Source organism: Caulobacter sp. NIBR1757, assembly GCF_027912495.1.
Taxonomy (GTDB): Bacteria; Pseudomonadota; Alphaproteobacteria; order Caulobacterales; family Caulobacteraceae; genus Caulobacter.
In genome coordinates, this window is record NZ_CP115463.1 from 2136601 (window position 1) to 2160055 (window position 23455).

Below are 23455 nucleotides of genomic sequence, written 5' to 3' on the forward strand. Positions count from 1 at the left end.
GACACTATACCTATCTCGCAAACCCGGCTGGCAGCCCAACGGACGGCGACAGAGATAGGTATAGTGTCCCCGTATCTCGCTATAGCGCCTCGGCGAGCCGCAGGAACCCTGCGACGTCGATGGTTTCGGCGCGGGCGTCGGGGTCGATGGCGGCCGTCTCACACAGCGCCGCGCCGCCGAGCTGCTTCAGGCTCGAGCGCAGCATCTTGCGGCGTTGCCCGAAGGCGGCGGCGGTGACCTTTTCCAGCGCCGTGATCACTTCAGCGGACGGAGGGGTTTCCAGCGGGTCGAGGCGGACCACGGCGGAAGCCACCTTCGGCGGCGGGGTGAAGGCCTTGGCCGGCAGGTCCATGACCACGCGGCAGCGGCAGATAGCCTGACTGATGACGCCCAGGCGACCGTAGGCGTCGGCGCCCACGGGCGCGGCGATGCGGTCGGCGACTTCCTTCTGGAACATCAGGCTCATGGAGGTGGGCCGCCAGGGGCCGGTCAGCCACTTGATCAGCAGGGGGGTGCCGACGTTGTAGGGCAGGTTGGCGACGACCAGGCCGTCGCCGCCCGCCAGCTGGGCCTCATCGACTTTGAGGGCGTCGGCCTGGACGATGGTCAGGGCGCCGCCGGACGCTTCGGCCAGTTCTTCGAGCAGGGGGACGAAGCGGGGATCCTTCTCGACCGCCACCACCCGGGCGCCGGCTTCCAGCAGGGCGCGGGTCAGGCCGCCGGGGCCGGGGCCGACCTCGATGACCGTCCGGCCCTCCAGCGGACCGGCCAGGCGGGCGATCTTGCGGGTGATGTTGAGGTCGAGCAGGAAGTGCTGGCCGAACGCCTTCTTGGCCAGCAGGCCGTGCTGTTCGAGGCTTTCGCGCAGGGGCGGAAGTTGGTCCAGGGTCATGCGGCCAGCCGGCGGTCGGCGATCTGGCCCGCCATCTTGAGGGCGTTGATCAGGCTGTCGGCGCGGGCCAGGCCGCGGCCGGCGATGTCGAAGCCCGTGCCGTGGTCGGGCGATGTGCGGACGATGGGCAGGCCGAGCGTCACATTAACGCCGCCCCAGAAATCGAGCATCTTCAAGGGGATGAGGCCCTGATCATGATACATGCAAAGCGCCGCGTCATAGCGTCGGCGGGCCTCCGGATGGAACAGGGTGTCGGCCGGGGAGGGGCCGGTGGCCAGGACGCCGAGATCGTTCAGGGCCCGCACGGCGGGGGCGATGATGTCGATCTCTTCGCGACCGATGCCGCCGTCCTCGCCGGCATGGGGGTTCAAGCCCGCGACCGCCAGCCGCGGCTGGGCGATGCCGAAGTCGCGGCGCAGGGCCTGGGCGGTGACCAGTCCGGCGTTGACCAGGCCCTCGATGGTCAGGCTGCCGGCCACTTTTGAAAGCGGGGTATGGATGGTGGCCAGGCAGACGCGCAGGCCGCCATGGGTTCCCGGTTGCTCGGGCGCGGCCAGCATCATCACCGGGCCCCGGGCGCCGGCCTGGCTCTCGGCGGCGGTCAGCTCGGCGAGGAACTCGGTATGGCCGGGAAAGCCGAAGCCGGCGGCGTAGAGCGGCGCCTTGGCGATGGGGGCGGTGACCATGCCCTTGACGTCGCCGGTCAGGGCCAGGCCGACGGCGGTCTCGATCCAGCCGATCACCGACCGGGCGTAGGCGCTCGAGGGCTGGCCGCAGACCACCGGGGCCGACAGCGGCTGGTGCAGCACGGGGATGGCCGTGGCGAAGACCTTGGCGGCCTCGGCGGGGCTGCCGATGGCCTGCACCGGCGTGCCGAGGCCGCCGGGGGCCGAGCGCAGGGCGCCGGCGTCGCCGACCACCAGAAAGGGGTGTCCCTCGGCGCGCAGAGCGTTCCAGGCCTTGACGATGATCTCCGCGCCGATGCCGGCCGGATCGCCCAGGGTGACGGCGAGAGGCCGGGCGGTCACCGGTTCTCGATCGTGGCCTGCATCCTCAGGTCACGAAGCACGCGTTTGCCGATCAGATCCAGGGCCTGGCTCTGCAGACGGCGCTCTATCTGTTCGGGGGTCGGCAGGTTGCCGCCGGCGTTGCGCTTGCCGCAGACCATGACGAGGTGGACGCCGACGTCGGTGCGGATCGGCGTCGCCGAAAGCTGGTTGTCGGGGGTGTTGGCGGCGGCCTCGGCGAATCCGCCGGTCAGGCCGGAGACTTCCATCTCGCCCATGTCGCCGGCGACGATGTCCGGAATCTGGCCGGCCTTGGTTTCCAGGTCGGCGCAGGTCGGCTTGAGGGCGCGCAGCTTCTCCAGCGAGGCGGAGGCCGCGTCGACGGCGGCCTGATCGGCGCTGGCGTCTACGGTGACGGCGGCCTGCTTGAGGGTCACCAGGCTGGTCGTGCCGCCGGCGCGCTTTTCCCGCACGAAGATGATGTAGACGCCGTCCTGGGTGGCGATCGGCGCGGAGAGCTGGCCGGGGCGCACGGAATCGAGCACGGCATCGACCTCGGGCGGCATTTCGCCCGGCGAGACCCAGCCGGCGTCGCCTCCGCTGGCGGCGGTCGGGGCGGCCGAGAACTGGCGGGCCACCTGCGGGAAGGGCGCGCCCTGCTGCATCTGGGCGATCAGCGACTGGGCGCCGTTGAAGGCGATGTCCGGGCCGCCGACGCGGGCGTTGTCGATGAAGATCTCGCTGACCTGGTACTGCGGCTTGCTGGCCGCGTCGCTGAGGCGTTTCTGGACGGCCTTGATCTGGTCCTGGCCGATGCGCAGGCGACTGCCGTAGCGGCCCCGCATGTAGCCTTCCCAGCTGTACTCGATGCGGATCTGCTCGCGATAGGTGTCGCGGCCGACGCCCTGCTGGGCCAGCTGGGCGTAGAACTGGTCGGGGGTGACCTTGAACTGACCCTGCACCTGTTCGGCGATGACCTCGTCGATCTCGGGGTCGGTGGCCAGGATGGTGGTCTTGTTTTCCTTCTCGACGCGGCGAAGCTCCTGCTTCTTCAGGCGTTCGTCGATCAGCTGGCGCTGGGCCTCGGCCTGCAGCTGCGGCAGGTTTTCCTGGGTCGGCTGGAAGCCGGTGGTCAGGATCAGCAGCTTCATGCGCTGCACCAGGTCGTAGCTGGAGATGATGTCGTCGTTGACCACCGCCGAGACGCCTTCGGCGATGTCGGGCTGCACCGCGGCGGGAGCCTCTTGCGCGAAAGCGGCCGTGGGCATGCCGGCCGTGGCCAGGGCGATGACCGATACCGTGGCCAGGATCCTGCCCGTTACCTTAAGCGTCGAGAGCAAATTCGTCGTTCCCATAGTGCAAGTCCGCCGGCGCATTGGCGCGCTCGGCGGGGAAGGTCACCGCCTGTAGCCTTTATCGCCCAATGTGGCGAGCGTTAGGCGCAGGACCACCGTGTCCGATGGTCCCAGCGAGCGGTTGAACGTCTCCTCATGGATCCAGACGACGGCCAGATCGAGGCAGTCGTCGCGATAGAAGGCGCCGAGCTCCTGGCGGCGCCAGACATCGTTCTCGATATCCCAGACCCCGGTCGTGGTGACCCCGAAGGTCTTGGTGACCATGACGTCGGCGGCGAAGTCGATGTCCTGGCGTTCGACGCCGGTGATGTCCTGGTTGTCGTGCAGGTAGCGGACATAGCCGCTGGCCCGCCCGAAGGTGGCGTTGGCGCCGATCTCGAGGCGGCGCAGGTCCAGCGTCTCCGAATCGAAGCGGGCCCGGCCGTACAGGGTCAGGTTCTGGAATGGCTTGGCGTCACCGGCCACGATCCAGTCGCTGGCCTTGCGCTGCAGGCCGCTTCGGGCCGGCAGCGTCGTATCGTCGCTGTCGCGGAAGCTGCGGCCGACCAGCAGGCTGAACGAGCGGCCGTCGTCGAAGGAGACCGTCGCCCGCGCCCCGAGATTGGCCCGCAGACCGCCCTCGTAGAGGTCGAAGCCCGGCGACTTGTTGGCCCGGAAGAGGTTGGTCTCGTCGAACTCCAGGACCACCGAATCCTCGCCCCCGTTCGCGGAATTGGGGATGCGGGGGTCCAGATCGCTGTCGGGCGACAGGGCGATCTGGGCGATGGGCTCCACGACGATGGTGCGGTCGCCGTCGCGTCGGAACAGCGGATAGGTCAGGTCGACCCCGACCACGCCCAGACCGCGGCCAAAGCTCGAACCATCGTCGCCGATCGGATAGTCCTCGACGGAATAATAGTCACCGCGCGCTTCCAGGAAGGGCGACACCCGCAGGCCGTTGCTGAAGGTGAAGTTGGTCCGCCAGTCGGCCTGGACGGTGGCGCGACGCGAATCGGCGCCGTCGGCGCTGCCGACCGTCTGGGATTGCTGGCGGGTCAGCACCACGGCCGAGCCTTGCACGCGGAAACGGCCGCCCAGCACGGGAACCGGCAGCTCGAACCGCCCCTCGATCAGCGGGGCGATCGTCGGGAAGGTGCGGTCGTTGTCTGTGGGCCGCAGGCCCTGGACGCTGATAGCGTTGACCGAGAACCAGGAGAGGTTGTCCTGGCGGGTGGCGAACAGCTGGCTGGTCAGGCGGCGGTTGTCGCTGGCGACCAGACCGCGTTGGCGGGAGACGTTGCTGATGTCGTACTTGTCGAAGATCAGGTCATCGCTGGCCCGTTCGGCGGCGAAGCCCCACTTCCAGTTCTCGTCGATGTCGAAGGCGCCGTTGGCCAGCACGTAGGACCGGTGGGTCATGTCCCCGATCTTGCTGCCGTTGCTGTCGAGGTCCTTTTCGTAGGTGTAGCCGAATCGGGCCTCGATCTCGCCGCTGTAGAAGCGCTGGCGGTAGTCGAGGTTCACGAACGGCGTCACCTTCGTGTTGATCTGTGGACTGACGGTCAGGTCGGAGTAGGGATTGATCACCCAGAGGTAGGGCTGTTCGTAGCTGAGGCCGCGTCGTTGCGAGCCGAGGATGGTCGGCGGCAGCAGGCCCGACATGCGGTCGGCGTTCGGGTCGGCGTGCCACAGGATCGGCGTGTAAAACACTGGAACACCGAACATTTCGATGACGGCGTTCTCGTAATAGATCAGGTGGTTTTCACCATCCTGAACCACCTTGTCTGCCTTGATCGACCAGGTCGGGTCCTTGGTCTTGTCCTCGGCGCACAGCTCGCAGGGGGTGTAGATGCCCTTGTTCAGTTCAGCGGTGTTGTCGTCGCGGCGGACCAGGGTGTCGCCGGCGATCTTGATGTTGTCCTTCAGCCGGGCCGAGAAGCCCTTGGCGACGCCGGCCCGCAGCTGGTCGTCGAGCACGATCTCGTTGGCGAAGGCGGTCGTGCCGTCGCGCTCGACGATGACGACGTCGCCGCTGGCGACGACGACGCCCGTGGCGCGGTTGTAGACCACTTTCCCGGCCCGCAGGGTGCGGCCCTGGTTGCGGACCTGCACCTGGCCTTCGGCGGTGATCGTGCCGGCCTGATCGTCCTGGATGACGGTGTCGGCCTCCAGCAGGTAGCCGCCGTCTCCCAGTCCGTCATCGGCGACGGGGGCGGCGGACCCGGGCGCGGCGGCCAGCGCAGGCAGGGCGGTGGTGATCGCCTGGTCCTCGTCCGCGAAGGCGGGCAGGGCGAGGGCCGTGAACGCGAGCACCGTCGCGCCGGCCAGCAGGCGGGCGCGTGTGTTGCGCGGATCGGTGCTGTCCAGCCTCATGAAACCCCTGTTCCCTCTCGCGATGCACTGGGGCCGCGAGTCACCCGTCTTCCGTATAGCAAAGCAGGGTCAGACCCGACAAAAGCGCCAACAGCGGCGGAGCCCAGGCTGCCAGCATGGCCGGTATGATCTCCGCCCTGCCGAGCGCTATGCACATTTGGTTGAAGAAGAAGAAGGCAAAACCAAGGACCACCCCGGATCCGGCCAGCGCCGGCAGCCCGCCGAGCCGCATCAGCCGCAACGAAAAGGCGGCGGCGAGGACCGACATGGCCGAAAACAGGATGGGTGTGGCCAACAACTGCTGCAGCCGCAACCGGTAGGCCAGGGCCGAGAAGCCGGCCTTCTCGGTGCCGGCGATGGTGGCCGGCAGGCGCCAGAAGGCGATGGCCTCGGGCGTCGTAAACCGCTCGATGGCCGCCTGGTCGTCGAGGGTCGAGGGGATGGTCAGGGTCTCGGAGCGCACCGAGCCGGCCCCGGGCGTCGCCTCGCGCACGTCCGTCAGCTTCCAGTAGCCGGGGAACAGCCGCGCCTCGGCCGCCTCGACCCGGCGGGAGAAGGCCAGGCCGCCGTCGGCCTCGACCCTGTAGATGAACATCGACACGGTCTTCAGCCGCACCACGCCGTCGACCTGGTCATGGCCGCGGGCGCGGATGACGACCTGACTCTTGTCGTCGGTCTGGCGCAGCCAGGTTTCCTTGGGCGCATTGGCCAGGTAGTCGTCCATCACCGCCGTGCGGGCCTGCTCGAACTTGACGTTCATCCAGGCGGCCATCGGATTGAGCACCGCCACGGTCAGGGCCCCGACCATGAAGGCGGCGGCGGCGGCCGGCAGGATGAAACGCCAGGCCGAGACGCCGGCCGCCCGCATGGCGATCAGCTCGCTGCGCCTGTTCAGGCCTACGAAGGCCGCCAGGGTGCCGAACAGGAAGGCGAACGGCAGCAGGGTGAGGATGGTCGAGGGCGCCTTGAGCAGGGTCAGCCAGAGCAGGACGACGAAGCCGGCGTCGGCCCGGCCGCCGACGTTGCGCGACACATCGACGAAGTCGATCAGCAGGATGACGGCTGCGATGATGGCCAGGGCGCCGGCCACCGACACCATGGTGCGGTTGAGGACATAGAGCTCGAGGCGGCCCGGCAGCAGTCTCATGCGGCGGCTCCGACCAGCTGCGGCCCCCGCGGCGCCCTGGGCATGCGCATGAAGGGAATCCAGGCCTGCCAGCCGACACGGCTCTCGACCGGACGGAACACCTGGTCAAAGCCCCAGATCATCGCGCCGATGGGAATGGAGTACTGCAGCACGTTGAAGGCGACGGTGTCCTCGCAGGCGGCCTGGACCGCGAAGCCGATGATCCGCACCAGAGCGGCGGCGGCGCCAATCAGGGCGATGCGCTTGGCGTAGCCCATGCGGTTGAACCCGGCCCCGACCACGGCCGCCAGGGCCATGGCCATGAAGGCCAGCGCATAGAGCGGCGAGGCCAGACGCGAGTTGCCCTCGGCCAGCATGCGTTTGCGGTTCTTCTTCTCGTAGTCGAGGCTGAGGTCCGGATAGAAGAGCTCGTGCAGGTAGCGGTCGGAGGCCTTGAAGCGAATGGTGTCGTTGGAATTGAGGTAGGGCTTCAGGTCGAGGGCGTACTCGTCGAAGGTCAGGTAGTTGAGCACGCCGCGCTCTGAGAATTCCTGGGTCGAGCCGTGGCGCATGAGCAGCAGCGGCGCGCCGTTCTTGAACAGAACCTGGCCTTCCTTGGCGGTGTAGGTGGTCGCCTGGCCCTCCTCGGTCATCTGGTGGATGAAGAGGTTGTGGATGGCGCCGTTGCTGTCGACGGTCTGGCCATAGACGGTCAGGCGCGGCGCCGGGTCGGTGAACTGGCCCTCGACCACCAGCATGGCGGCCAGATCCGTCTTGGCCTGGAAGATCAGCTTGCGATACTCGCGGTAGGCGGCCGGCTGGACCCACAGGTTGATGACCAGGCAGGTGAGGGTGGCCAGCACCGCCAGCTTGACGGCCGGGCTGATCACCCGCCAGCGGCTCATGCCCCCGGCGTAACAGACCACCAGCTCCTGATCGCCCTGCAGCTTGTTCAGCGCCACGAAGGCGGCGACCAGCACCGCGATAGGGATGATCAGGTTGGCCAGCTGCGGCATGGCCAGGATGATGATCTGCAGATAAATCCAGGCGCTCTGGCGCTGCTCGATGATGATGTCCAGCTGGCCCAGGCTCTGGCTGAGCAGGCCCACGGCGGCGAGCGCCGCCGTCGCCAGCAGCGTGGGCCATAGCAGCTGGCCAAAGAGGTAGCGTTCGATCAGGCGCATGCAGACTTGGAAGCTCGGCCTCTGTCGGGCCGCGGAAGGGTTGTTAGTAGTGCGCGTTGGCGGCGAACGGAACCCGGGCGGTCGTGATTCCTTGCTCCGACGGGCGAATTCCTGCCGCTTCCCCAATCGGCCGGAAAGGCCTATCTCGCAGCCCAAGACATTGTGAGGAGCGCTTCATGCGTATCGAGTTCGTACAGGCCGACCGCGCCAATCCGCCGGCCGAAGGCGCCATCGCCACCGCCATCATCGACGGCGGCAAGCTGTCGGAGGGCGCGCAGGACCTGGACAAGGCTACCAGCGGCGCCCTGGCCCGCGCCGTGGCCGCCGGCCGCTTCAAGGGCGCCAAGGGCGCCAGCCTGGAGCTGGTGGCTCCCGCCGGCCGCGAGAGCGCCCGCATCACCCTGCTGGGCGTCGGCGATGGCCAGTGGAACGGTGAGTCGGCCGAGACCTTCGGCGCCTCGGCCTATGCGTCGACCAAGACCAGCGGCGCCACGACCCTGACCCTGCTGCTGCCGGGCGTCAGCGGCGAAGAGGGGGCTCGCGCCGCCTTCGGCGCCACCCTGGCCAGCTACCGCTTCGACAAGTACCGGACCACCGAGAAGGCCGACAAGAAGCCGTCGGTCGAGACGGTGAAGGTCGCCGTCGATGATCCGGCCGCCGCCGAGGCCGCCTGGGGCGATCTCAAGGCGCTGGCGGACGCCATCTTCTTCAGCCGCGATCTGGTGTCCGAGCCGCCGAACGTCCTCTATCCGGAAAGCTATGCCCAGCGGATCAAGGCGCTGGAATCGATGGGTCTGGAGGTCGAGATCCTCGGCGAGGCCGAGATGGCCAAGCTGGGCATGGGGTCCTTGCTCGGCGTCGGCCAGGGCTCGATCCGCGACAGCCAACTGGTCGTCATCCAGTGGAAGGGCGGCGGCGACGCCCAGCCCATCGCCTTCGTCGGCAAGGGCGTGACCTTCGACACCGGCGGCATCTCGATCAAGCCGGCCGACGGCATGGAAGACATGAAGTGGGACATGGGCGGCTCGGCCGCCGTGGCCGGCCTGATGCACGTCATCGCCGGCCGCAAGGCGAAAGCGAACGTCGTCGGCATCCTCGGCCTCGTCGAGAACATGCCCGACGGCAATGCCCAGCGTCCGGGCGACGTGGTCACCTCGATGTCGGGCCAGACCATCGAGATCATCAACACCGACGCCGAGGGCCGTCTCGTGCTGGCTGACGCCCTCTGGTACTGCCAGGACCGCTTCAAGCCGAAGTTCATGGTCGATCTCGCCACCCTGACCGGGGCGATCATCATCTCGCTGGGCAACGACGTCAGCGGCCTGTTCAGCAACAACGACGAGCTGTCGGAAAACCTGCTGGCCGCCTCCAAGGCGACGGGTGAGCAGCTGTGGCGCATGCCGCTGCCGCCGGCCTACGAAAAGCAGATCGACAGCATGATCGCCGATGTGAAGAACACCGGCGGCCGCGCCGGCGGCTCGATCACCGCCGGCCTGTTCCTGCAGCGCTTCGTCAACAAGGTCCCCTGGGCCCACCTCGACATCGCCGGCACCGCCTGGAAGAAGCCGTCGAGCGAGCCGACCATCCCGGACGGCGCCACCGGCTTCGGCGTGCGTCTGCTGAACCAGATGGTCGCGGACAAGTACGAGGGCTGATCCCCTGTCCGCCAACGCCTGCGAGGTCTGGTTCTACCACCTGGAGCGCTCGACGCTCGATCAGGTGCTGCCTGAACTGTTGACCAAGACCCTGCAGCGCGGTTGGCGGGCCCTGGTGCGCAGCACGGAGCCCGAGCGCCTGGAGCAGATGGATAGTTTCCTCTGGACCTTCCAGGAGGACGGCTTCCTGCCGCACGGGGTCAGCAACGAGCCGTTCGCCGACCACCAGCCGGTGTTGCTGACCACCGGCGAGGACAACCCGAACGGCGCCCAGGCGTTGTTCCTCATCGATGGCGCCCAACCCGGCGACCTGAAGCCTTTCGAGCGCTGCATCGTGCTGTTCGACGGTCGCGACGAGGAGGCGCTGGCCGGGGCGCGGGGGCTGTGGAAATCTGTCAAGGCGCAAGGCTTGCCCGCGTCCTACTGGCGGCAAGGCGAGCGCAAAGGTTGGGAGAAGCAGGCATGAAGACGGTTCGCGTGGCGGTTTCGGTTCTCGGCTTGATGGCCCTGTTCGCCTGTGCGACGCCGGAGCCCGCGCCGGCTCCCACCCCGCCGCCTGCGCCGCCGAAGGTCGAGGAACCCCGACCCATGCCCGTGCAGGAGCCGAAGGACAGCTGCGGGGCCAGCGCCTTGCAGTCCCTGGTCGGCAAGCCAAAGAGCGAAATCCCGGTGCCGGTCGATCCGAGCAAGCGGCGGGTCACCTGTTCGACCTGCGCGGTGACGATGGACTACCGCGAAGACCGGCTGAACATTGTGTTCGACGTCGACACGGGCATCATCACGCAGGTGAAGTGCGGCTGACCGACCGTCAGCGCGTACCGTATTCGCAAAGAAAAACCCCCGGCCGCGTGAGCGACCGGGGGTTCTCTTTTGGTCTGACGACTTTCAGCCTACCACTTGAAGCGGAAGCCGAGGCGCACGCCGCCGCCGCTCATGTCGTTGCCGAAGTTGCCGTCGGCCTGGACGTAGCCGGTGAAGCCCGACAGCGGACCGGTCCAGGGCGAGAAGCCCAGGCCCAGCTGCGCCTGGCCGTAGGTCTCCGGCGCCAGGTTGGCGATCGCCAGATCGATGCCGCCGTTGGTGAAGGTCAGGCCGTCTTCGCCTTCGAACTCTTCGACCGCATAGACCGCGCCGTAGGGGATGACCCGGCCGCCGCTGCTCATGTTCCAGACGCCGCCGCCGCGAAGGCCCAGCTTGCCGCGAAGACTGTCGTTGTCGTCGTAGCTGATGCTGGAGTTCATCACGTCGAAGTCGTCCATTTCGGTGCGAACGTACGACAGGCTGACCACCGGCTCGACGAAGAAGGCCGAGCCGCCGAAGCGGTAGCCGCCTTCCAGGGCCGCGCCGTAGGCCTGGGCGTCGAATTCGGCGCGCTGGGCGACATTGGCGAAGGTGGTGTCGCCCTTCAGGAAGTCGGCCTTGAGCAGGCCGTTCACGAACAGGCCGCCCTGGCTGTAGCCGACCGAGGCGCCGACGTTGAAGCCGGTGAAGTCGATGCTGCCGCCGTCATCGTTGAAGTTGAGGTAGGAGCCGGCGTAGCCGCCGGTGACGCCCATCGCCAAGGTTCCCGAGCCCATCGGCCGGTACCAGTCGATGCCGCCCTGATAGCCGACGTAGTCCTGGTCGTAGCCGAGATCGACGGTCTGGTTGACGCCGAAGGTGGTGAAGCCGCCGTCGGTGTCGCGGCGGTCGGAGCCGGCGAGGAATTCGCCCCAGACATGGGCGCCTTCGCTCATCGCCATCTGGTCGCCGGCCCAGGCGCCGTCGCGGACGCTGGACATGTGGTTCGACCAGCTGTCGCTGGTCTTGCGCCAGAGGTTGCCGGCCGCTTCGCCGGCCAGGGCCTGCTGGAAGACGACGCTTTGCGGCGTGCCGATCAGGAGGAAGTTGGCGGTCGGGGCGTCATAGACGATCTGGTACTGCACCAGGTCGAGATTGACGTTCGACGGATCGAGCACGAAGGCGGTCGTCGGCGAGGCCGTGACGCCATCGACGATGACGACACCGGGGGTCAGGACCCCGCCGCCGACATTGTTGACCTGCACGCCGGTCGAGCCGGTCGCCGAGCCGATGATCAGGCGGTCGGCCACCGGCGTGGCGCCGGTGAAGTTGACGTCCAGCGCCAGGCGGCTACCCGCGCCGCCGTTGAAGACGCCCGGCAGGGTGAAGCTGTCGCCGGCGCGGCCGTTCTGCAGCGAGACGCGGCCGGTGTTGTTGAAGGTCTCCAGGTTGGCGAAGGTGACGTTGCCGACCGGGAAGACGCCGTTCAGGACGTTGAAATTGCCCGAGTTGTTGAAGACGTCCGCGTCCGCGCCGAAGTCGGCTCCGGCGTTGGCGTTCCAGGTCCCGGTGTTGGTCACCGTGTCGGCGCCCGCGCCGAACAGGCTGACGCCCGCGGCGTTGACCGTGCCGGCGTTATTGATGACGTCCGCGCTGTCGCTGAGCCGCACGCGGCCGTTGATGACCGCGCCGGCGGTGTTGGTGATGCTGGCGAGGCCGCCGGTGACATCGATGGCGTAGCCGGCCGAGGAACCGATGGTCCCGCGATTGGTGACGCCCGTGCCGTTGATCGAGGTGGCGCGGATGCCCGCGGTCTGGCCGTTGATGACCGAGCCCGCCTGGGTGTTCACCGAGACGGTGAGGCCGGTCAGGGTCATGGCGTCGGCCTGGGTCGAGGTGACCCCGGCGCCGTTGACGTTGACGTTGACCGCTTCCGTGGCGCTGGTGGCGACGATGCCCGACGCGCCGGCGCCGGTAACGGCGACTCGGCTGACCCCGATGGTGGCGACGCCGTTCGAGGTGACGAGGATGCCGGTGGCGCCGGCGCTCGTGGTGGTCACCGTGGTCGGGGTGACCGAGACGGAGCCGAGGTCGGCGTTGGCCCGGATGCCGACCGAACCGGCGCCGGTGGTGCTGAAGGTCCCGCCCGTGACCGAGACGTCGCCGCCGGCGTCGCTGCTGGCGTTAACCGCGAAGGCGTTGTCGCCGGTGGTGCTGACGTTGAGGCCGGAGATGGCGATATCGCCGCTGTTGGTCAGGATATCGACGGCGTTGGCGCCGAGGCCGGTGGTCGTGATCGTGCCGGCGTTGACCGTCACATTGCCGGTCGCCGAACCGCCGACGATGCCGAAGGCGTTCACACCGCTGGTGTTGATCGAGCTGATGTTGATCGCCAGGTCGCCGTCGGTGGTGGCGCCGAGGATGCCGAAGCCGCCGTCGGCGTCGGTGGTGATCGAGGCGCCGGTCAGGCCGTTGATGGTCAGGGCGTCCGTGCCGAGACCGAGTCCCAGGATGCCGGCGTTGAGGCCGCCGCTGGTGTCGATGACAACATCGCCGTCGAGGTTGATGGTCAGGTCGCCGGCCGGCGTGAAGTAGGTGATGCCGTTCGGGTAGGGGTTGCCGGCCGAGGTGCAGGTGACCGTGTCACCGCCCGGCGCGGCGACGCCGCATTCGTCCTGGGCCAGGGCGACACCCGGCGCGCCGATGGCGGCCAAGGCCAGGAAGCCGCCGATGGCGGTCGAAGCGGTCGAAAGGAGGAGAGTGCGGCTGCGAGCGCCGGATTTGGCGCGCAGGGCGGAGCTCACGAGCCCCTGGCCCGTGAGGGAATTGGTCGTACGCATATGTGGGAACTGCCTGAAAAGCTGTGGTTACTGGAGGCAGTTACGTACGGCCGGGCAGATCGTTGCGGGCCTCGGAAAAGAATCATCGAGCTCGTCAAAAAGGACGCAGGTCAGCCGGCCACCGCTTCCAGCGCTTCGGCCGCCGCCATCCAGGCCGCTTCCGCCTCATCGACCTGCGCCTGAACCTTCTCGCGCCGCTTGCCGAGGTCGGCGGCGACGGTGGGGTCGCGGACGTAGAGGTTGGGATCGCCGAGCTTCTCGTCGATCTCCGCCAGCTGCCTGGTGACCCGGGCGAGGGTCTCTTCGGCCGCCGTCAGTTTGCGCTTCAGGGGGCCGGCCGCCGCCGCCGGGTCGCGGTTGGACGCAAGGGGGGCCTTGGTGTTGACGGTCGGGTTGGGCGCCTCGCCCTTGACCTGGGTCGGGGCGCGGGCGGCGACGCGGGCGCGGTCGAGGACGAACTTGGCATAGTCGTCCATGTCGCCGTCGAAGGTCTTCACGCCGCCATCCGCCGCCAGCCACAGCCGGTCGGCGACCAGCTCCATCAGCGAACGGTCGTGGGTGATCAGGATGACGGCGCCCCGGTAGTCGTTGAGGGCGTCAAGCAGGGCCCGGCGGCTGTCGATGTCGAGGTGGTTGGTCGGCTCATCGAGGATCAGCAGGTGGGGCGCTTCCATAGCGACCATGTTGAGCAGCAGCCGCGCGCGCTCGCCGCCGGACAGGTTGGCGACGTTGGTCTCCGCCTTTTCGTAGCTGATGCCCCACTGCGCCAGTTTCGACCGACGCTGCGACTCGCTGGACTCGGGCAACGCGCGGCGGATGATGTCCATCGGGGTATCAACCGGGTCGAGGGCCTCGATCTGGTGCTGGTGGAACCAGCCGACCTTGATACGGCGGTCGCGGTGCAGGTCGCCCGACTGGATGGGCAGGGCGCCGGCGATCATCTTGGCGAAGGTCGACTTGCCGGCCCCGTTGACGCCCAGGAGGCCGATACGGTCGTCGACGTCCATGCGCAGGTTGAGGTTCTTGAGGATCGGCGGGCCGCCATAGCCGACCGTGGCGTTGTCCAGCCGCACCAGCGGCGGCGCCAGGGGCCGGGTCGGGGAGGGGATGGTGAAGGGGGCGGTGCGCTCCTCCAGGGTCATCGTCACCGGCGGCAGCTTCTGCAGCATCTTCAGGCGCGACTGGGCCTGGGTGGCCTTTGACGCGGTGGCGCGGAAGCGATCGACGAAGGCCTGCATATGGGCCCGCTTGGCTTCGATCTTGCCGCGCATGGCCTCGGCCAGGCGGGCCTTTTCGGCGTGCTGCTCCTCGAAGCTGTCGTAGCCGCCGGTGTAGAGGTCGAGCTTTCCCTCACGAACATGCAGGATGTAACCGCAGGAATTATTGAGCAATTCCCGGTCGTGGCTGATGATCAGGGCGGTGTGCGGATACTTCTTCAGCCGCGCCTCGAGCCAGAGGGCGCCTTCGAGGTCGAGGTAGTTGGTCGGCTCGTCGAGCAGCAGGAGGTCTGGCTGGCTGAACAGGGCGGCGGCCAGCGCCACCCGCATCCGCCAGCCGCCGGAGAACTCCGCCATCGGCCGGGTCAGGTCTTCATTGCTGAAGCCGAGGCCGGCGAGGATTTCGGACGCCCGCGACGGGGCCGAGTCGGCATCGATCTCGATCAACCGGGTCCAGATGTCGCCCATCTCCTCGGGATCGGCGGTTTCCAGCCGGGTCATCAGGCTGTGGCGTTCCTCGTCAGCCTCAAGCACCGTGTCGAGCAAGGAGACCGGGGTGGCCGGGTGCTCCTGGGCGACGGTGCCGATGCGGGCGGCCTTCGGGATCTTGATCTCGTCCTCGCCGCCGTGCAGCTCGCCGAGGATCAGCTTGAACAGCGTCGACTTGCCGATGCCGTTGCGGCCGACCAGGCCGATCTTCCCCCCGGTCGGCAAGGTGACGCTCGCCTTGTCGAAGAAGCGTCTGCCCCAGGCGTTGAATGTCAGTTCGTTGATCTGGAGCATGAAACGCTTTGAGGTGTTGGCGCGGGGAGGGCCCGCCGCTATAAGCTCGCGACCTCCCAAATCCCACCTCTTTGTAGGGCTGAAAGAAACTAGGCCATGACCGAACGCACCTTTTCCATCATCAAGCCGGACGCCACCGAGAAGAACCTGACCGGCGCCGTCAACGCCGTCATCGAGGCCGCCGGCCTGCGCATCGTCGCGCAGAAGCGCATCAAGCTGAGCCAGGCTCAGGCCGAGAAGTTCTACGAGATCCACAACGAGCGCCCGTTCTTCGGCGAGCTGGTCGAGTTCATGACCCGCGCTCCGGTGGTCGTGCAGGTTCTCGAAGGCGAGAACGCCGTGGCCCGCTACCGCGAAGTCATGGGCGCCACCAACCCGGCCCAGGCCGCCGAAGGCACCATCCGCAAGCTCTACGCCGACAGCGTCGGCGAGAACTCGGTGCACGGTTCGGACAGCCTGGACAACGCCAGGATCGAGATCGCCCAGTTCTTCACCGACGACGAGATCGTCGGGTAAGTCTGGCGACATCGCTGAGATTTGGGCCGGCCAGGGCAACCTGGCCGGCCTTTTTCATGGCCTAGTGCTCGGCCTTGGATGGCGGTGAATCCGGGTCGGCAGGCGCCCAGCGCTTCATGGCCGGACCGATGCTGCCGCCCTGCACCAGCACCGAGAAGAGAACCACGACGTAGGTCGCGGCCACCAGGATGTCCTTGGCCGGGCCGGGCGGCAGGGACAGGGCCAGCGCGATGGATATGCCGCCCCGCAGGCCGCCCCAGCTCATCACCCGGAACGCCAGCTTGAAGGGCAGCAGGTCGCGCCAGAAGGCGAGCGGCACGCCAACCGATATCATCCGGGCCAGCAGCACCAGCGGAATGGTCAGCGCGCCCAGCCACAGCAGGCCCAGGCGGTCGGCGAGAACGATCCCCTCGAGGCCAATGAGCAGGAACAGGACCGCATTGAGGATCTCGTCGATGAGTTCCCAGAATTTGAGCAGGTGGTCGCGGGTGATCTCGCTCATGGCGTAGCTGACCCCCTGGTTGCCGATCAGCAGGCCGGCAACGGCCATGGCGACGGGACCACTGATATGCAGGGCCGAGGCCAGCGCATAACCGCCCATGACGACCGCCAGGCTGATCATCACCTCGACCGCATAATCATCGATCGCCTTCATGGCGCGATACCCGATCCAGCCGACGACCAGCCCGAGCGCGGCCCCGCCCAGCGCCTCGACCACGAACATCTCTCCCGCATGAAGAAGCGAGAAGTGACTGCCGGCCGCGGTCGCCGCGGCCAGCAGGATGGAGAAGATCACCACCCCGACGCCATCGTTGAACAGGCTCTCGCCGACGATGGTCGCCTGAAGGGTCGGCGGCACCCTTGCGGTCTTCATGACCCCGAGCACGGCGACCGGGTCGGTTGGACTGATCAACGCCCCGAAGACGAAGCACCACATCAGGGGCAACTGCATGCCCAGCAGCTGAACGATGCCGAAGAGACCAAGACCGACCATGATCGTCGAGGCGACAACGCCGACGGTGCTCAGGATGCCGATCTGCAACGCGCCCCGCTTAAGATGTTTGAGATCGACATGGAGCGCGCCGGCGAACAGCAGGAAGGACAGCATGCCTTCCATCAGGGTCTTTTCGAAGTCGATGCCTTCCAGGAATCCGGCCACGGCCGCCGACAGGCTGATGGATGGCATCAGCCTGTCGAGCACGATGACGGCAAGCGAGGCCAGCGCCCCCATCAAGGTGAGGGCGACCGTGGCCGGGAGCTTGAGGTGCCGATGGTTGAGCCATCCAAGCGCCGCTGCCAGCACGACGAGGATCGCGGCGGCGTCAAAGGCCGAGAGGGGCAGGGTGCCTGTCATGGTCGTCCAGCGGATGGTCTGGGCAGGTGCGGCGACGTCGCCCGTTCAAGGTTCAAACTGAAGGTCCCGGCCGCCGCTGTCGATTCCAATCGGCCCTACACGGCCCGCGACCGCACAAATTCCGCCAGGGCCCGGGGGTAGAGGGCATGCTCGGCGGCCAGCACGCGGGCGGTCAGCGACTCGACCGAATCAGTCTCGGTGATCGGCGTCCGGGCCTGCGCCAGCACCGGGCCTTCATCGACCCCCGCCGTCACCAGATGCACCGAACAGCCGGCCTCGGCGTCTCCCGCCTCGATGGCGCGGCGATGGGTGTCGAGGCCCGGATGGCGGGGCAACAGCGAGGGGTGGATGTTCAGCATCCGTCCCTCCCAGGCCCCGACCAGGAAGGGCGTCATGATCCGCATATAGCCGGCCAGGGCGACGACATGGCAGTTGAACCGCCTCAGGGCGGCGTCGAGGGCATGCTCGTGCGCCTCGCGGTCCTTGCCGAACGGGGCATGATCGACAGCCAACGCCGTCACCCCGAGCGCCCTGGCCCGTTCCAGTCCCGCCGCATCCGGCCGGTTGGAGATCACCACGGCCACCGCATAGGGGCAGTCATCCGCCTCCGCCGCCCGGATCAGGGCTTCCATGTTGGAGCCTGTTCCGGAGATCAGGATGCCAACACGGGCCTTTGTCATGCCTTGGCGAGCTCGCCGCAGACGAAAGCGTCCTCGCCGGCGTCGAGGAGGGCCATCAGCACCTCCGGCGCCTGGTCCCTGGCGACGATCAGGAGAAGACCGATGCCGCAGTTGAAGGTCCGGCGCAGTTCGTGGTCGTCGATGCCGCCCTCGCGTTGCAGCCAGTCGAACACCGGCGGCAGGGGCCAGGCATTCCAGTCGAACCGGGGCTCCAGGCCCTCGGCGATGGCGCGGGGCGGGTTCTCGATAAGGCCGCCGCCGGTGATGTGGGCGACGCCCTTGACCTTGCCGGCCTTGAGCAGCGGATGGACGCTCTTCACATAGATGCGCGTGGGGGCCATCAGCGCCTCGGCCAGCGTGCCGTCGCCGAACGGGCAGGGGGCGTCCCAGCTGAGGCCCGAACGCTCGACCACCTTGCGGACCAGGGAATAGCCGTTGCTGTGCGGGCCGCTGGAGCCGAGGCCGATCAGCACGTCGCCGGGCCGTTGCTCGTCCAGCCGCGGCAGGACGCCGTCGCGGTTCACCGCCCCGACCGTGAAGCCGGCCAGGTCGTAGTCACCTTCGGAATACATGCCGGGCATCTCGGCCGTCTCGCCGCCGACCAGGGCGCAGCCGGCCAGTTTGCAGCCCTCGGCGATACCGGCCACCACGCTGGTCGCCGTCGCCACGTCCAGCTTCCCGGTCGCATAGTAGTCGAGGAACAGCAGCGGCTCGGCGCCCTGGGCCAGGAGGTCGTTGACGCACATGGCCACCAGATCGATGCCGACCTGGCCGTGCAGCCCGGTGTCGATGGCGATCTTCAGCTTGGTGCCGACCCCGTCGGTGGTGCTGACCAGCAGCGGGTCGTCGTAGCCGGCCGCCTTCAGATCGAACAAGGCCCCGAATCCGCCCAGGCCTCCCGAGACGCCGGGGCGGTTGGTGGCCTTGGCCAGTGGCTTGATGGCTTCCACCAGGGCGGCGCCGGCGTCGATGTCGACGCCTGCCTGTGCGTAAGTCAGCCCGTTCTTGAGGTCGGTCATGGCGGCATCCGTGTCACGAAGGGGCGAGAATCGAAACGGGCGGCATTCAAAAACTTGCAGACTCGCCCGCGCGCGGGGCTATAGCTGCCGCATGACGCCTATTACAACCACCGCCGACCTGGCGGCGTTCTGCAATCAACTGAAGGGCCAGCCTTTCGTCGCCGTGGACACCGAGTTCATGCGCGAAACGACCTACTGGCCGATGCTTTGCCTGATCCAGGCCGCCGCGCCGAATGGGGCCGAAGCCTGCATCGACCCGCTGGCCCCCGGCATCGACCTGAGTCCCTTCCTCGATGTCCTGCGCGACACCTCGATCCAGAAGGTGTTCCACGCCGCCCGCCAGGACGTCGAAATCTTCAACAACCTGGGCGCCATGCCGAGGCCGTTGTTCGACACCCAGATCGCCGGCATGGCCGCGGGCTTCGGCGAGCAGATCGCCTATGACGCCCTGGTCCGCCAGATGCTGAAGATCGACCTCGACAAGTCCAGCCGCTTCACCGACTGGAGCCGCCGGCCGCTGAGCGACAACCAGCTGACCTACGCCATCGCCGACGTCACCCACCTGGCGCGCCTCTATCCGGTGCTGCGCGGCAGCCTGGAGAAGGCCGGCCGCCTGGCCTGGGTCGAGGAGGAGATGGAAGCGCTCATCGATCCCGAGCTCTACGACGTCAATCCGGAGAACGCCTGGAAGCGCCTGCGCCCGCGCAAGCACTCGGCCAAGTACATGGCCGTGTTCAAGGCCGTCGCCGCCTGGCGCGAACGCACCGCCCAGACCCGCGATCAGCCGCGGGGCCGCATCCTCAAGGATGACGCTATCGACGAACTGGCCGCCCAGGCCCCGACCGATGCGGCGGCCATGGACCGGCTGCGCGGCGTGCCGAAGGGTTTCTCGGGCTCCAAATTCGGCCCCGACCTGATGGCCGCCATCAAGGAAGCCCTGCGCGATCCGGAGGCCTACGCCCCCGTCGTCGAGCGCGAGAAGACCAACCACAACCCGGCCGCCGGCGCGGTGGTCGAGCTGCTCAAGGTCCTGCTCAAGGCCCGGGCCGAGGATGCGGGCGTGGCGTCGAAGCTGATCGCCACCGTCTCCGACCTCGAAAAGATCGCAAACGACGACAACGCCGACGTCGGCGCCCTGACCGGCTGGCGCAAGGACGCCTTCGGGACGGACGCCCTGAAGCTCAAGCGCGGCGAACTGGCCCTGGTGCTGGACGGCACCCGGGTGCGGGTGGTCGAGGTGCGGCGGGCGCCGAAGCAGGCGGCGGCGGAGTAATCCGCCGCCTCAGCGGTCTTCGAGGCCGTGAAAGATGCGGACGATCCGGACTTCGGTCTGCAGGACCAGATAGCGGATCACATAGCCACGCTTGCCAAAGGGCACGCGTAGCTGTCGCTGGCCGCCAACGCCCCCATAGCCGCGACCCGGAAACTGGCTCAGGGAGCGGGCGGAAGCGATGATAGCTTCCATGGCGCGGCTTGCTGCCTTGGGATTTTTCTCATCCAGCCACTGCCATAGTCGGACCAGATCTGCGTTCGCCGCAGAGGTGAAGGTGACCCTCAAACTTTGCGAGCCAACGGCGGTGAGAGGGGATTGTCGGTAGACAAGGAACGCACCCAGCGTTCGACATCCTCTAGTGGGACACCCATTCGCGTCCGCTCAAACTCTTCCAGTCGTGCAAGATCTTCCGCGATATACGGGCCGGTCCAGCCTTCAGTGTCGAGTTCGCCAAAGCCTGCGATCTGATTTTCGATGAGTTGCAGGCCGAGTTCTTCCAGCGTCACGCCTTCGTCGGCGGCCATCTCGCGTAACCGCCGCTCCAGCGTCTCGTTGAGCTTCAGAGTGATCTCGCCATCAGCCATGTCCCGAGCCTAATCCCGATCCCGATTTCCCGCAAACCTTGCCAACCGACCCGGAAAGGTGATTCACAGTCCCTCCAAGCAACCGCCATTAGAGCGCTCGATGTCCAAACTCCTCCAGACCGCCATCATCTACGACTTCGACGGTACGCTCGCCCGCGGCAACATGCAGGAAACCAGCTTCATCCCGGCGCTCGGCCTGACGCCCAAGGAGTTCTGGAACGACACGGTCCGGCCGCAGACCATCAAGTCCGACGGCGACGACATCCTGATGTACATGCAGCTGATGCTGCAGACGGCCCGCAAGGCCGGGCTGACCGTCACCAAGGAGATGCTGCAGAAGCACGGCGAGGGCGTCCTGCTGTTCGACGGCCTGCGCGACATGAGCTGGTTCGACCGCATCAACGCCTTCGGGGCCAACTATGGCCTGAAGATCCAGCACTACATCCTCTCGTCCGGCCTGCAGGAGATGGTCGAGGGCTGTCCCATCTATCCGGCCTTCGAGCACGTCTTCGCCAGCCACTATGTCTACAATGACGACGGCGAGGCCGAGTGGCCGGCGGTGGGCATAAACTACACCACCAAGACCCAGTACCTTTTCCGCATCAACAAGGGTGTGCACAACAACTGGGAGCACGAGAAGATCAACCGCTTCATGCCCGACGACGAGCGTCCGGTGCCGTTCGAGCGGATGATCTTCGTCGGCGACGGCGACACCGACGTGCCGACCATGAAGATGATGCACACCAAGGGCGGCCACTCGATCGCCGTCTATGACCCGCGCACCGAGCCCAACGACCAGACCAAGCTTCACCGCCTGATCGCCGAGGACCGGGTCAACTTCGTCGCCGCCGCCAACTACACCGACGGCAGCGCGCTGGACCTGATCGTCAAGGGCATCCTCGGCCGTATCGCCATCCATGAGGGGACGATGCCGGCCGATCAGCGGGACTAGAGCGCGTACCGATAAGCGGGAACCGGTTATCGGATCAAACGCGCGACCACAAAGACTCTAGGCCGGGCGTCAGTCGTCGTTGCCGATGTTGCGGATCTCCTCGATCGGCGGGGCGCTCTCGCGCGCCAGCGTGACGGTGGCGCCGGTCTCGCGGTGGTTCAGCGTCAGGGTCTCGCCGTTGAGCGAATAGCGGAAGCTGACCTGGGACTGCGGCAGGCTCAAACGGTTGCCGCGCGCCTTGAAGGGTTCCGGCTCCTCCGACTGCTCATAGCCGCCCGCGAGGCGACTGACCGTCGCCCGGTTGTCCGTGCCCAGTTGCAGCCGGTCGCCGGCCTTCATGCCGACGTCGCCGCGCACCCCGGTCACCCGCCAGTCGCCGAACAGCTCCAGGGCCGACATGGCCTTGGGCGGCTCGGCGCTGTGGCCTGAGAGGAAGGCGGTCTGGCCATACAGCCGTTGGGCCAGTTCCCGCTCGGGCTTGAGACGGGGGTCGTTGGCCTGGTCCAGCCGCGCGTTGAGTTGGCGGAACAGGTTGTAGGCGCCCTCGTCGTCGCCGCCGTGAAACAGGGTGGCCCCTTCCCGCAGCAACAGGAACTCGTCCATCAGCGTCTGGCCCAGCACCAGGTCCTGTCCGGGCCGCCCGGAGACGCCCGCGATGCTCAGGCTGTGGCTCCCCGCCTTGCCGTCCTTGGCGTCGACATAGGTCAGATCGACCTTCGCCAGCGCCTGACCCGGCGCCAGCCGCGGCGCCGGCAGGTTGGGTTCGCTGCGGGCCAGGGTGACGAAGACCCCGCCGCCTTCCCGGCTGAGGAAGACGGTCGGGATGGTGAAGGACACCTCGTCCTCGCCACGCCAGGCCAGCATTTCGCCGGGCACGCCGTAGACGGCGGTGATCCGGTATCCGGGCGCCGGGGCGACGTTGAGACGGATGTCGTGCGCCACCTCGGCGGCCATGTAGTCCAGCTTGGCGGCGAAGACGCTGTCCACCTCCGCCTCGTTGGCCATGAAGAAGAGGTTGCCGCCGCGCACGCTGGAGATGTCGGTGGCCAGGGCGGCATCGAACTGCACCCCGACGCCAATGGTGGTCAGGCCCACGCTCCGGGCCGAGGCTTCCTTCGCCATGCCCATGAAGCTCTCGGCGTCTGTCGCCCCGACGTTGGGCTGCTCGTCGGTGAACAGCATCACCCGGGTCGCGCCCTTGAAGCTGGTCTGTGTCTCGAAGGCGGCGTCGTAACCGACCCTCAGGCCCTCTTCCATGTTGGTCGAGCCGTTGCTCTCGATCCGGTCGATCTTGCCCAGAATGTCGGGGACGTTGGTCCGGGTGATCGCGGTGGGCGCGAGATAGCGGTGCGATTCATTGCCATACAGCACGATGGTGATCTGATCGCCGGGCCGCATCTGGCGCACGATGGTCTTCAGGCTGCGCCGCACCAGCGCCAACGGCTCGCCGCTCATGGAGCCGGACTTGTCTACCACCGCCACCAGGTTCAGCGGCTCACGCGTCCATTTTTCAGCGTCGATATTGCTGGCGAAGCCCAGCCCGACGAATACCTCGTCCTTCGGCCGCAACAGCAGGTCGGCGTTCATCGCCTCGCCGGTCAGGCAGAACAGCTGCGGACAGGCCGTCTGCGGCCCCAGCATCAGATTGTAGCCGCCCATCAGGCCTTCCGGCGTCAGGCTGCCCGGCATCGGCACCCGCATCGCGGCCGCTTCGTTACGGAAGAAGCTGATGTCCTGGGCCCCGCCCTGTCGCACCTGGGCGGTGATGATCAGTTCGCCGACATCGTTGTTGCTGTCGTCGTCATCCTGGGCGAAGGCCGGCAGCGCGGCGGTAGCGGCGAGCAGCGCGCTCAGCCCGACGGAAATCATCCAGCGTTTCATGGTAA

20 protein-coding genes are annotated in these 23455 nt (G+C 67.5%); 6 read left to right on the top strand and 14 right to left on the bottom strand.

The window, feature by feature from the left end:
- Positions 1-79: 79 nt before the first annotated feature.
- Genes rsmA through O5I81_RS10555 form a run of 6 tightly spaced genes read right to left on the bottom strand, consistent with a single transcriptional unit; the run spans position 80 to position 7916 of the window.
- Complete coding sequence (gene rsmA, locus O5I81_RS10530; protein WP_271068899.1) at positions 80-892, bottom strand: 16S rRNA (adenine(1518)-N(6)/adenine(1519)-N(6))-dimethyltransferase RsmA; 813 nt, start codon at positions 890-892, stop codon at positions 80-82.
- Positions 889-1920 (bottom strand): 4-hydroxythreonine-4-phosphate dehydrogenase PdxA, encoded by a 1032-nt coding sequence (gene pdxA / locus O5I81_RS10535; RefSeq protein ID WP_271068900.1) that lies wholly within the window; start codon positions 1918-1920, stop codon positions 889-891. Before pdxA ends, rsmA begins: the two co-directional genes overlap by 4 nt.
- A complete protein-coding gene (locus O5I81_RS10540; RefSeq protein WP_271068901.1) occupies positions 1917-3239 on the bottom strand; it encodes a peptidylprolyl isomerase in 1323 nt (440 codons plus the stop codon). Before O5I81_RS10540 ends, pdxA begins: the two co-directional genes overlap by 4 nt.
- 57 nt (positions 3240-3296) lie before the next feature.
- Positions 3297-5606, bottom strand: a complete 2310-nt coding sequence (gene lptD / locus O5I81_RS10545) for an LPS assembly protein LptD (protein WP_271068902.1) — start codon at positions 5604-5606, stop codon at positions 3297-3299.
- 40 nt (positions 5607-5646) lie between these two features.
- Positions 5647-6753, bottom strand: coding sequence for an LPS export ABC transporter permease LptG (lptG, locus tag O5I81_RS10550; protein WP_271068903.1), 1107 nt, complete (start codon positions 6751-6753; stop codon positions 5647-5649).
- A complete protein-coding gene (locus tag O5I81_RS10555; RefSeq protein WP_271068904.1) occupies positions 6750-7916 on the bottom strand; it encodes an LptF/LptG family permease in 1167 nt (388 codons plus the stop codon). The genes lptG and O5I81_RS10555 overlap by 4 nt, the downstream gene beginning before the upstream one ends.
- 176 nt (positions 7917-8092) lie before the next feature.
- On the opposite strand from O5I81_RS10555, the gene O5I81_RS10560 reads away from it, so the two are divergent.
- From O5I81_RS10560 to O5I81_RS10570, 3 genes are read left to right on the top strand one after another with little or no spacing between them, the layout of a single operon-like run.
- Complete coding sequence (locus tag O5I81_RS10560; protein ID WP_271068905.1) at positions 8093-9571, top strand: leucyl aminopeptidase; 1479 nt, start codon at positions 8093-8095, stop codon at positions 9569-9571.
- 4 nt (positions 9572-9575) lie between these two features.
- A complete protein-coding gene (locus O5I81_RS10565) occupies positions 9576-10037 on the top strand; it encodes a DNA polymerase III subunit chi (protein ID WP_271069018.1) in 462 nt (153 codons plus the stop codon).
- Positions 10034-10372, top strand: coding sequence for an I78 family peptidase inhibitor (locus O5I81_RS10570; RefSeq protein WP_271068906.1), 339 nt, complete (start codon positions 10034-10036; stop codon positions 10370-10372). The genes O5I81_RS10565 and O5I81_RS10570 overlap by 4 nt, the downstream gene beginning before the upstream one ends.
- An 89-nt stretch (positions 10373-10461) precedes the next feature.
- On the opposite strand, the gene O5I81_RS10575 is transcribed toward O5I81_RS10570, so the two are convergent.
- A complete protein-coding gene (locus O5I81_RS10575) occupies positions 10462-13155 on the bottom strand; it encodes an autotransporter outer membrane beta-barrel domain-containing protein (RefSeq protein ID WP_271068907.1) in 2694 nt (897 codons plus the stop codon).
- 146 nt (positions 13156-13301) lie between these two features.
- Positions 13302-15191: an ABC-F family ATP-binding cassette domain-containing protein gene (locus O5I81_RS10580; RefSeq protein ID WP_271068908.1), complete on the bottom strand. Its 1890-nt coding sequence runs from the start codon at positions 15189-15191 to the stop codon at positions 13302-13304.
- A 96-nt stretch (positions 15192-15287) separates the two neighbouring features.
- On the opposite strand from O5I81_RS10580, the gene ndk reads away from it, so the two are divergent.
- A complete protein-coding gene (ndk, locus tag O5I81_RS10585; RefSeq protein WP_271068909.1) occupies positions 15288-15707 on the top strand; it encodes a nucleoside-diphosphate kinase in 420 nt (139 codons plus the stop codon).
- Between the two features lie 61 nt (positions 15708-15768).
- Here ndk and O5I81_RS10590 read toward each other — a convergent pair whose 3' ends face one another.
- From O5I81_RS10590 to purM, 3 genes are all read right to left on the bottom strand, one after another.
- The gene (locus tag O5I81_RS10590; RefSeq protein WP_271068910.1) at positions 15769-17061 is read right to left on the bottom strand and encodes a sodium:proton antiporter; all 1293 of its coding nucleotides are present in this window, start codon (positions 17059-17061) and stop codon (positions 15769-15771) included.
- A gap of 95 nt (positions 17062-17156) precedes the next feature.
- Complete coding sequence (gene purN, locus O5I81_RS10595; RefSeq protein ID WP_271068911.1) at positions 17157-17741, bottom strand: phosphoribosylglycinamide formyltransferase; 585 nt, start codon at positions 17739-17741, stop codon at positions 17157-17159.
- Positions 17738-18760, bottom strand: a complete 1023-nt coding sequence (gene purM, locus O5I81_RS10600; RefSeq protein ID WP_271068912.1) for a phosphoribosylformylglycinamidine cyclo-ligase — start codon at positions 18758-18760, stop codon at positions 17738-17740. Before purM ends, purN begins: the two co-directional genes overlap by 4 nt.
- Before the next feature lie 91 nt (positions 18761-18851).
- Here purM and rnd point away from each other — a divergent pair, with 91 nt between their 5' ends.
- Entirely contained in the window at positions 18852-20033 is a 1182-nt protein-coding gene (rnd, locus tag O5I81_RS10605) for a ribonuclease D (RefSeq protein ID WP_271068913.1), read from the top strand.
- Between the two features lie 9 nt (positions 20034-20042).
- On the opposite strand, the gene O5I81_RS10610 is transcribed toward rnd, so the two are convergent.
- On the bottom strand, positions 20043-20318 hold the full coding sequence (locus O5I81_RS10610; RefSeq protein WP_271068914.1) for a type II toxin-antitoxin system RelE/ParE family toxin: 276 nt from the start codon (positions 20316-20318) through the stop codon (positions 20043-20045).
- Positions 20315-20617, bottom strand: coding sequence for a hypothetical protein (locus tag O5I81_RS10615; RefSeq protein WP_271068915.1), 303 nt, complete (start codon positions 20615-20617; stop codon positions 20315-20317). The genes O5I81_RS10610 and O5I81_RS10615 overlap by 4 nt, the downstream gene beginning before the upstream one ends.
- Positions 20618-20717: 100 nt before the next feature.
- Here O5I81_RS10615 and O5I81_RS10620 point away from each other — a divergent pair, with 100 nt between their 5' ends.
- The gene (locus O5I81_RS10620) at positions 20718-21569 is read left to right on the top strand and encodes a haloacid dehalogenase-like hydrolase (RefSeq protein ID WP_271068916.1); all 852 of its coding nucleotides are present in this window, start codon (positions 20718-20720) and stop codon (positions 21567-21569) included.
- A gap of 69 nt (positions 21570-21638) precedes the next feature.
- Here the strand turns inward: O5I81_RS10620 and O5I81_RS10625 are convergent, their stop codons facing one another.
- Positions 21639-23450, bottom strand: a complete 1812-nt coding sequence (locus O5I81_RS10625; protein ID WP_271068917.1) for a VWA domain-containing protein — start codon at positions 23448-23450, stop codon at positions 21639-21641.
- Positions 23451-23455: the final 5 nt, after the last annotated feature.